Raw genomic sequence first — 9,066 nt, forward strand, 5'->3', positions numbered from 1 at the left:
CCACTCCGGCAGGCAGCATGTGCGAACGTAGCTCAGCTGGTAGAGCACCACCTTGCCAAGGTGGATGTCGCGAGTTCGAATCTCGTCGTCCGCTCCAAAAAGAAAGCAGCTCCCAGGAGCTGCTTTTTTTGTGCCCTTTTTCTACTGTTCCCCAATTCATCAGGAGAAGTAACTGATACCCCTCAGAAGAAGTCGCTTTATCTAATGTGATTCCCCTCGCATAATGTACTGCGAGCTCATCACCGTTCCACGCCCACCGGCAGGAGTACCCCCATGAATGTACAGACGGCTTCAAAGTCCGTCCTGAGGCGCAAGCCCATTGACGATATCGAAGAAGAAAGCAAACACAGCGGACTTTTCAAGAGTCTCGGCCTTTGGCAGCTGACGGCCATTGGCGTCGGTGGAATCATCGGCGTCGGCATCTTTTCCCTGGCCGGCTTGGTGGCCCACGGCAGCGAAGGCAACCCGGGTGTTGGCCCGGCAGTCCTCATTTCCTTCCTGATCGCCGGCTTGGCCTCCGGAGCGGCGGCATTGTCGTACGCAGAATTCGCCGGAATGATTCCCCGGGCCGGATCGGCATACACCTATGGCTACGTCGCCCTTGGTGAAATCATCGGCTGGTTCATCGGCTGGGACCTGCTGCTCGAATACATCGCCATCGTCGCCGTCGTCGCAATCGGCATCTCCGGCTACTTCGACGCCTTCCTTTCGGGCATCGGCATCCATATGCCCACCTGGATGACGTCCACGGTCGATGAGGGCAAAGGCGGCATCATCAACCTCCCCGCAATCCTCGTGTGCCTCCTGGTCACATGGATTCTGAGCCGTGGAACAAAGGCGTTCGGCCGGTTCGAACTGGTGGCCGTCGCCATCAAGGTCATCCTGATCCTGTTCATCATCGGGCTTGGCATCTTCTACGTGAACACCGAGAACTACAACCCGTTCATGCCCAGCGGTTTCGGTCCCGTGGTCGCTGGTGCCGCGACGGTCTTCTTCGCCGTCTTTGGCTATGACGCCATGAGCACCGCAGCGGAAGAGGCCAAGGAGGGCAAGAAGCACATGCCCAAGGCCATCATCTTGTCGCTGATCATCGCCATGCTGCTCTACGTTGCCGCCACGCTCGTGTTGACCGGCATGCAGAACTACAAGGACATCAACCCGACTGCCGGTTTTGCCTCCGCGTTCACTGGTGTCGGACTGCCCGTCATTGCCACCATCATCTCGGTGTTCGCCGTGCTGTCCATCCTGACCGTCATGCTGACGTTCCTCCTGGGTGTTACCCGGGTATGGTTCTCCATGAGCCGCGACGGGCTGCTCCCTGGCTGGTTCGCCAAGACCGACCGCCACGGCACGCCCCAACGCGTCACCTGGATCGCCGGCATCGCCTCAGCCTTCCTTGCCGGCGTCTTCCCCATCAAGGAGGTCGCCGACCTGACCAACATCGGCATCCTGGCAGCCTTCGTCGTGGTTTGTGTGTCCGTGATTGTGTTCCGATACACCAAACCCAATGCGCCCCGGACCTTCCGCCTCCCGCTGATGCCTCTGGTTCCCGCCTTCGGCGTACTGGCATCGGCTTTCCTGATGTTCCAGCTGCACTGGGAAACCTGGCTGCGGTTCGGAGTTTGGCTTGTCATTGGCCTGGTGATCTATTTCGCCTACGGCCGCAGGCACTCCCTGATGAACCCTGACAGCCCGCGGCACAAGCTGGCCAGTAAGCCATTGGCGTAGTTATTCACAGGTAGCGTCTGCAACCTTGGCACCTCAGGAAACTGGTGTTAGGGTCGGACGCGGAGGAGCGAACTGGCTCCGCGATGGAAGGGAGGTGCCCGTGGGTTTAATTGACGACCTGAAGGGCAAGGCTCAGGGTCTCATTCAAGGCAACGAAGAAGCCATCAAGAATGGCATCGAAAAGGCCGGAGACTTCGTTGACCAAAAGACGGGCGGCAAGTTCGCAAGTCAGGTCGACGCAGTGCAGAACGCCGCTTCCGACTTCGTGGCCAAGAACGATGGCGAGCCTGGTCAGGCTCCCGTCGCGGGTGAGCCTAAGCAGCCGTAGCTGCCTGAGCCGCCGTACCAGATACGTCAAGGGGGCACCGGTCCCGCCGAGAGGCGCCACCGGTGCCCTTGGCGTTTAACCAAAAATTGGCATGGCTTGCAGGTCAGGTACTTTGGACACTATGCCTTCCGCCACTTCCACGACCACCCGCAGCAAAACCACGAAAGAGACGCTGGGCCCCCAAATCAGTGCCGGGGTTGTCACTGCACTGGTGGGATTCACGTCGTCATTCGCTGTCGTATTGGCCGGGCTGCAGGCCGTAGGTGCCAATCAGGCCCAGGCGTCCAGCGGCTTGCTGGCGCTGACCCTCACTTTCGGCCTTGGCATCCTGTGGCTGTCCTGGCGCAGCAAAATGCCCGTGACGCTCGCGTGGTCCACCCCCGGCGCCGCGCTGCTCGCCACTGCGGGAACAGTCGACGGCGGATGGCCGGCCGCCGTGGGAGCCTTCCTGATCGTGGGGGTGCTCATTGTCCTCACGGGGTTGCTGCCAGTGCTGGGAAGGTTGATGGCAAAGATCCCAACCGCCTTGGCGCAGGCCATGCTTGCCGGTGTCCTGCTCCCCTTGTGCCTGGCACCCTTCAAGTCACTGGGCTCGTCACCTCTGTTGGTTGCCCCCGTGATCCTGTGCTGGATCGTCCTGATGAAATTTGCCCCGCGCTGGTCCGTTCCGGCCTCGCTGCTGGTGGCGCTTGCCGTCATTGGCGTCCATATTGCCTCCTCCGGTGTCCAGATCCCCGCAGAGAGCCTGGTGCCCCGCCTGGAGTGGACCACGCCCGCCTTCTCGGTGGAAGCCGGCATCGGCTTGGCACTGCCTTTGTTCATCGTCACCATGGCGTCGCAAAACATCCCTGGCGTCGCTGTCCTGAAGTCCTTTGGCTACACAACCCCATGGCGGCCATCAATGCTCGTCACCGGGGCTGGGACCATTGTCGGAGCGCCCTTTGGCGGGCACGCCATCAACCTGGCCGCATTGAGCGCCGCCCTTGCCGCGGGAGAGGAAGCAGGCAAGGACCAGAAGCGGCGTTGGATCGCCGCTTTCGTATCCGGCGTGGCCTATCTGCTGCTGGCAGCAGTTTCAGCAGCCCTCGTGACCGTGGTCGCGGCAGCGCCCGCGGGACTTCTGGAAGCAGTCGCCGGCCTCGCCCTGCTTGGAACCCTGGCGTCCTCGGTCTCCTCCGCACTTGCCGTCGCCGAAGAGCGGATTCCGGCCTGCGTCACGTTCCTGCTGGCCGCCTCCGGGATCGCATTCGCCGGTATCGGGGCGGCGTTCTGGGCGCTGGCGGGCGGGATTGCCATCCGCTGGGTGTTGAAGAGCCGCGAGCCCTTGACCAGGGCCTGACTCAGGCAGGCTCGTGGTTCTGGGCCTCTCGGGCCAGTGCCGTCAAGCGCGAAACGGCACGGAAGTACTTCTTCATGTAGCCGCCCGTCATCATCTCTTCGGTGAACAGCTTGTCGAAGGGAACACCACTGGCCAAGATGGGCACGTCTTTGTCATACAGCCGGTCGGCCAGCACAACGAACCGCAGCGCAACAGCCTGTTCCGTAATGGTTTCGACGTCGCTCCACACCACTGCTTCGATGCCGGAGATGAGCTGGCGGTACCGGCTGGGGTGCACCGCTGCGAGGTGGTTGACCAAGGTCCGGAAATCATCCACGGCGACGGTCTTTCCGTCGAACTCGGCCCGCATCCGATGCTTCAGCTCTTCGGTCTTGAGGGGTGCGGGCGCCGCAGGCAGGCCACGGTGGCGGAAGTCCTCGCCGTCGATCCTGACAACATCGAACTGGTCAGCCAGGACCTGGATTTCCCGCTGGAAGTCGACTGCGGCGAAGCGGCCTTCGCCCAATGAACCGGGCAAGGTGTTGGACGTGGCAGCAAGCTTCACGCCGGCGTCGGCGAGTTCGCGCATAAGGCGGGACATCAGCACGGTGTCGCCTGGATCATCCAATTCGAACTCGTCGATGCACACCAGTTTGTAGCTGCTGAGCGCTTCAACCGTTTTGCGGAACGACAAAGCGCCCACCAGGTTGGTGTACTCCACGAAGGTTCCGAAGGCCTTGGGGCCCGGGGACCTGTGCCACAGGGATGCCAGAAGGTGGGTTTTGCCCACGCCGAAGCCGCCATCGAGGTAGATTCCGGCCCTCGTTGCCGGCGCTTTCTTGGCAAACAGCTTCTTGAACAGACCCGCGTTGTCGCCATTGCCCACGCCATCGGCGAATGCTGAGAGCAGTTTCACGGCATTGGCCTGGCTCGGCTGCGAGGGATCCGGCCGGTAGCTGTCGAACGACACCTCTCCGAAGCGGGGAGACGGGTAGAACCCCTTGAGGAGTTCCTCCACTGAGACTGCCGGCGTGCGGGCAGCCAGTTGTTCGATCTTTACCACGGTGGTCCGTTCCTTCGGCATTGGGTCCCCAGCAAGAATACCGGCAACGGAGGCTGTGGTAACGGACACGTGACCAAGCCCATGTTTCACCGTATGACCACGCCGGAAGCAATCCGCGCGGCCCGTGGTTAGTGTTGAGGCAAGCCGGGCCCGCACGTGCACTACCTTCAACGGCCTGGCTCCGTCCGTTGTCAGTGAAAGGCCATCATGTCCTACCCCGTTGAACAAAACGAAAAGTTCGCTTCCTACGCGAACCCTGATCGACTCGTCTCCACCGAGTGGCTCGCGGCAGCCCTTGCTGACGGCGCTGTAGCCGACGGCAACTTGGTGCTGGTCGAGTCCGACGAAGACGTCCTTCTGTACGAGACCGGGCACATCCCGGGAGCCGTCAAGATCGACTGGCACACCGACCTGAACGATGAAGTCACCCGCGACTATGTCGATGGCGCGGCATTCGCTGCCCTCGCCGCTTCCAAGGGCATCTCTCGCGACAGCACCGTGGTGATCTACGGCGACAAGTCCAACTGGTGGGCCGCCTATGCACTGTGGGTCTTCACGTTGTTCGGCCACGAGGACGTCCGTCTCCTCGACGGCGGCCGGGACAAGTGGATCGCGGAGGGCCGCGAGCTGACCACCGAGGTCTCCCAGCCCGCTGCCGGCGATTACCCGGAGGTCGAGCGCAACGACGCCCCCATCCGCGCCTTCAAGGAGGACGTCCTGGCGCACCTGGGCAACCCCCTGATCGATGTCCGCTCCCCCGAGGAATACACGGGCCAGCGCACCCACATGCCTGCCTACCCCGAAGAAGGCGCCCTCCGCGGCGGCCACATTCCGACAGCCGCCTCCGTTCCGTGGGCACGCGCTGCCGCGGAAGACGGAACGTACCGCAGCCGCGAAGAGCTCGAAGCCCTCTACCTGGGTGAAGCAGGCCTGGCCCCGGGCGACGACGTCGTGGCGTACTGCCGCATCGGCGAGCGTTCCAGCCACACCTGGTTCGCGCTGAAGTACCTGCTGGGCTTTGACACCGTACGCAACTACGACGGCTCCTGGACCGAGTGGGGCAACGCCGTCCGCGTTCCCATCGTCAAGGGTGCCGAGCGGGGTTCCGTGCCTTCGTCACTGGTCCGCAACTAATAGCACTGCAACCAACGCCTTGCGTAAGCTGGAAGTAATGAGTACGAACACTTTGCCTACCGCCTTGGCGGAAATCGTTGACGACTTCCAGGCGTTGACCGAACCTGAGCGCCTTCAGCTCCTTTTGGAGTTCTCCAGGGGCCTTCCGGACCTTCCGGAGCGTTTGACCGACCACCCGGAACTGCTGGAGCAGGTTGTCGAGTGCCAGTCACCGCTTTTCCTGACCATCGAGTCCGAAAAGAACGGCGACGGCGACCGCGCCTACCGGCTGTTCTTCAAAGCGCCTCCGGAAGCCCCCACTACGCGGGGGTTCGCAGGGGTTCTCCATGAAGGGCTGGACGGATTGACCGCGAGCGAAATTCTTGCGGTACCGGACGACATGCCCGAACTCCTGGGGTTGACCAGGGCCATCACTCCCCTGCGGATGCGGGGAATGACGGCCATGCTTGGCCGGATCAAGCGGAAGGTTGCGGCTGCGAGCCGTTTGGAACGCTGAAAGGTACTGCCACACGGTATGGCAAGGAAAATGGCTTCACAGGGAACGCCGGCTACAGCAGCACTTGCTGCGGCCGGCGTTCCCTTCACCCTGCACCCGTATGCCCACGATCCCGCTGCGGCCAGCTACGGCATGGAAGCGGCGGAGGTGCTGGGCATCGAACCAGCACGCGTCTTTAAGACGCTGATGGTGGAGGTGGAAGGAAAATTAGCCGTAGCCATCGTTCCGGTGTCCGGCAACCTCGATTTGAAGGCCACGGCTGCCGCCCTGGGCTCCAAGAAAGCCGCCATGGCAAATCCCCAAGTCGCTGAACGCCGTACAGGCTACGTGCTGGGCGGCATATCACCTTTGGGGCAACGCCAGCCCTCCCCCACGGTCCTGGACGAGTCGGCGCTTGGCTTCGAGACCATCCTCGTATCGGGGGGCCGTCGGGGCTTGGACATCGAGCTTGCCCCGGCAGACCTGCTCCGGCTTACCAAGGGGACAACCGGCCCGATCGGCACAGGAAGCGGCTGACCTCAGCCCGTCGGCATCCCCGCAACGGCGTCGCCGGATTGTCCTGGATTCTTCCGTGGCGCGAGTTGACCTTGGAGCCACGAACGCACCAGTCGCTCCCAGCGCTCCGGATCAACGTTCCATTCCTTGGTATGGCGTGCACCGTGGAACGGCTCGAACGTCACCATCTCAGGGTTTTTCTCCGCGAGGCTGGCCGAGGGGCCGAAGGGGACGTAGTCGTCGTCCACGCTATGGATCAGCAGAGTAGGCGTGCGCAATTCAACTGCGCGGCTCTCCCAATCCATGGCCTTGAAGTCCACGGGCGCCGCGAGCCCGGTCAGCCTGCGCCCCAAGGGATGGCCCAGCATCAGCTGTCCGTAGCGGCCTACGTTGTAGGGGATCCTGTTCATTTCCGCGTGGTGTGCCATGACATTGACCCAATTGATCACCGGCGCGTCCAGGACGAGGGCACGGATGACATGCCGGTATTTGGACAGGTCCGCCGCCTGGAGGCTGATGGCGCCGCCCATGGACCAACCAAAGAGCACTACCTCACGCGCTCCCTGGTCCAGCGCGTAACCGATCGCGGCCTCCACGTCCCGCCATTCCGTCGATCCCAGACCATAACGGCCATCCAGGGCAGAGGGCGCCAGACCATCGTTCCGGTAGGAGATCAGCAAGCTGTCCAGCCCCAGGTCGCGTGCGGTGCGGACGGCCCTGAGTCCCTCAAGCCGCGTGGCTCCCCTTCCGTGCACCATGATCGCCCAGGTCGGTGCCGGAGTGGATGCCTTGGCGCGGATCAACCAGGCAGGTGCCTTCCCGCCGTCGACATCTATGTCAACGTCCTCGGCCGCAAGGCCGAGCGCGGAAGGATCCGGATAAACCGCGCCACTCCACCAAGCCCGCCGGGCTTCGGTCAGGTCGCCGCTGTAGACCTCCTCCACTTCCCGGAGGACGGTTTGTTCCGCGGGCGAGTAGGACACGATCCGCCCTATCCGGGCGTGTCCCTTGCCGCCGGAGAAGAAGAGGCTGAAGACGCCGTCGATGGTCGAGTCGGGGGTGGCGGCAAGGATGACCTGCAGGCCCGTGTCTCCTGTGATGACGGCAAGGACTTCCTGGTCCTCATGGCGCGCTGCCGGCGTGATGACCCGACGGGCGAAGTAAACCGCCAGTGCCGAGGAGCCGGCACCGACGAGGCCTGCAATCGTGCTGCCGGCGAGGAAGCCTGCGATGGCCCATTTGGTGCGGGGGGTCAGCGTTTTCCCGGAAGCGTCGGCCGCCGGCCTTGTCATCGATGCCATGTTTCCATTCTGCCGTTAGCCGGCGGGACCCGGCGCAGGCGGTGCCGCGTGCCGCATCGCAGGGCCGAATCGTGCCGGGAAACCCTGCGGACGGCGGTTCCCCGGGGCTACGCTGTAGCCATGAGTGATCCCATAGTCATCCTGACTGAAGAGCCCCTTGGCCCCGACGACCGCGTGAACATCGCCAAATTGATCGACGGCGGAGACGCACCGTTGTATCTGCTGGTCCCCTCCAATACTGAGCGCCACCTGTTGGTGGACTTTTTGGAGAACTTGTCGCTGCTAGATGTGGCCAAGGCGTTCAGGGAACTGACCGCGCAATCCCCGGATCCGGCCGTGGAGCGGGCGGAAGCCGCCGAGGCGTTGGCAACCTCACTGGCGGCCTTGGATGGCTTGGGTGCCGGCGTCACGGGGGAAATCGTCGACGGCGGCGCCGTGGCAGGCCTGGTGGCGAAGGTTCGGGAAGTGGATGCGGCACAGGCCGTGGTCATCACCCGCCCACATGCAATAGCCGACACGTTTCATACGGACTGGGCCAACAAGGCCCAGGACCAGTTGGGGCTCCCGGTGCTGCACCTGTACGCCGGTTCGGGATTTATCGGCGACTCGTGAGCGTTGCATAAGACATGAACACTCCTGAGAACATCAGCAAGACATCTTCTGTGCCCGTGGAGAAGAGCGACGCTCAATGGCGCGAGGAGCTGACCCCCGACGAATACCGCGTGCTGCGCCAGGCCGGCACTGAACGCCCTTACACGGGCGAGTACTGGGACACCCACACTGAAGGCGTGTACCAGTGCCGGGCCTGTGGCAGCCAGTTGTTCACCAGCAAGGAAAAGTTTGATTCCCATTGCGGGTGGCCCTCCTTCTGGGCACCGTTGGCCGAGGGTACTGTCAGGTACCTCCACGACCGCACCATGGGCATGGACCGGATTGAGGTTCGGTGCGCCAACTGCGACTCCCACTTGGGGCACGTCTTTGAAGGCGAAGGCTATGACACGCCCACTGATCAGCGCTTCTGCATCAACTCGATCTCGCTTCGGCTGGTGACCCCCGACGAGGGTTAGGGCGCCTGTGTGCCCCGAACTGGATCTCAAGGTCCAAGTTCGGGGCCCATGAGCAAGAGTTTCTTATGCTCACTATGATTTTGAATTAGCGATGCTTTTCGCTTGCTACGCTCGGCCCAGAAGCAAGAACAACTTC

Annotated in this window: 10 protein-coding genes and 1 tRNA gene; 9 read left to right on the forward strand and 2 right to left on the reverse strand. The window is 62.8% G+C overall.

Going from position 1 to position 9,066, the window contains the following annotated elements:
* Positions 1 to 21: 21 nt before the first annotated feature.
* The 4 genes from PQ627_RS02560 (at position 22) to PQ627_RS02575 (ending at position 3,395) form a co-directional block, all read left to right on the forward strand.
* Positions 22 to 97 (forward strand) — tRNA-Gly (locus PQ627_RS02560).
* Positions 98 to 273: 176 nt separating this feature from the next.
* A complete protein-coding gene (locus PQ627_RS02565; protein ID WP_274258223.1) occupies positions 274 to 1,728 on the forward strand; it encodes an amino acid permease in 1,455 nt (484 codons plus the stop codon).
* A 94-nt stretch (positions 1,729 to 1,822) separates the two neighbouring features.
* Entirely contained in the window at positions 1,823 to 2,056 is a 234-nt protein-coding gene (locus PQ627_RS02570) for an antitoxin (protein WP_144662495.1), read from the forward strand.
* A 121-nt stretch (positions 2,057 to 2,177) separates the two neighbouring features.
* Complete coding sequence (locus PQ627_RS02575) at positions 2,178 to 3,395, forward strand: benzoate/H(+) symporter BenE family transporter (protein ID WP_274258224.1); 1,218 nt, start codon at positions 2,178 to 2,180, stop codon at positions 3,393 to 3,395.
* A gap of 1 nt (position 3,396) precedes the next feature.
* Here PQ627_RS02575 and zapE read toward each other — a convergent pair whose 3' ends face one another.
* Entirely contained in the window at positions 3,397 to 4,437 is a 1,041-nt protein-coding gene (zapE, locus tag PQ627_RS02580; protein WP_274258333.1) for a cell division protein ZapE, read from the reverse strand.
* A gap of 207 nt (positions 4,438 to 4,644) precedes the next feature.
* Here zapE and PQ627_RS02585 point away from each other — a divergent pair, with 207 nt between their 5' ends.
* The 3 genes from PQ627_RS02585 to ybaK are packed head-to-tail and all read left to right on the forward strand — an operon-like array spanning position 4,645 to position 6,583.
* Positions 4,645 to 5,571, forward strand: a complete 927-nt coding sequence (locus PQ627_RS02585) for a sulfurtransferase (RefSeq protein ID WP_274258225.1) — start codon at positions 4,645 to 4,647, stop codon at positions 5,569 to 5,571.
* A gap of 37 nt (positions 5,572 to 5,608) precedes the next feature.
* Complete coding sequence (locus PQ627_RS02590) at positions 5,609 to 6,067, forward strand: SufE family protein (RefSeq protein ID WP_274258226.1); 459 nt, start codon at positions 5,609 to 5,611, stop codon at positions 6,065 to 6,067.
* An 18-nt stretch (positions 6,068 to 6,085) separates the two neighbouring features.
* Complete coding sequence (gene ybaK, locus PQ627_RS02595) at positions 6,086 to 6,583, forward strand: Cys-tRNA(Pro) deacylase (protein ID WP_274258227.1); 498 nt, start codon at positions 6,086 to 6,088, stop codon at positions 6,581 to 6,583.
* Between the two features lie 2 nt (positions 6,584 to 6,585).
* Here the strand turns inward: ybaK and PQ627_RS02600 are convergent, their stop codons facing one another.
* Positions 6,586 to 7,863, reverse strand: coding sequence for an alpha/beta hydrolase family protein (locus PQ627_RS02600; protein WP_274258228.1), 1,278 nt, complete (start codon positions 7,861 to 7,863; stop codon positions 6,586 to 6,588).
* A 120-nt stretch (positions 7,864 to 7,983) separates the two neighbouring features.
* Between PQ627_RS02600 and PQ627_RS02605 the strand changes: the two genes are divergently transcribed.
* Both PQ627_RS02605 and msrB read left to right on the forward strand, forming a co-directional pair.
* Entirely contained in the window at positions 7,984 to 8,475 is a 492-nt protein-coding gene (locus PQ627_RS02605) for a hypothetical protein (RefSeq protein ID WP_144662501.1), read from the forward strand.
* A gap of 14 nt (positions 8,476 to 8,489) precedes the next feature.
* Positions 8,490 to 8,930 (forward strand): peptide-methionine (R)-S-oxide reductase MsrB, encoded by a 441-nt coding sequence (gene msrB, locus PQ627_RS02610; protein ID WP_144662502.1) that lies wholly within the window; start codon positions 8,490 to 8,492, stop codon positions 8,928 to 8,930.
* Positions 8,931 to 9,066: the final 136 nt, after the last annotated feature.

The sequence above is a fragment of the Paenarthrobacter sp. AB444 genome (genome assembly GCF_028736865.1).
GTDB lineage: Bacteria > Actinomycetota > Actinomycetes > Actinomycetales > Micrococcaceae > Arthrobacter > Arthrobacter nicotinovorans_B.

Excerpts from the sequence above, each read along its gene's own strand:
- PQ627_RS02565 (WP_274258223.1), top strand. The coding sequence starts at position 274 with ATGAATGTACAGACGGCTTCAAAGTCCGTCCTGAGGCGCAAGCCCATT.
- PQ627_RS02575 (WP_274258224.1), top strand. The coding sequence starts at position 2,178 with ATGCCTTCCGCCACTTCCACGACCACCCGCAGCAAAACCACGAAAGAG.
- PQ627_RS02585 (WP_274258225.1), top strand. The coding sequence starts at position 4,645 with ATGTCCTACCCCGTTGAACAAAACGAAAAGTTCGCTTCCTACGCGAAC.
- PQ627_RS02590 (WP_274258226.1), top strand. The coding sequence starts at position 5,609 with ATGAGTACGAACACTTTGCCTACCGCCTTGGCGGAAATCGTTGACGAC.
- ybaK (WP_274258227.1), top strand. The coding sequence starts at position 6,086 with ATGGCAAGGAAAATGGCTTCACAGGGAACGCCGGCTACAGCAGCACTT.
- PQ627_RS02600 (WP_274258228.1), bottom strand. The coding sequence starts at position 7,863 with ATGGCATCGATGACAAGGCCGGCGGCCGACGCTTCCGGGAAAACGCTG.
- PQ627_RS02605 (WP_144662501.1), top strand. The coding sequence starts at position 7,984 with ATGAGTGATCCCATAGTCATCCTGACTGAAGAGCCCCTTGGCCCCGAC.
- msrB (WP_144662502.1), top strand. The coding sequence starts at position 8,490 with ATGAACACTCCTGAGAACATCAGCAAGACATCTTCTGTGCCCGTGGAG.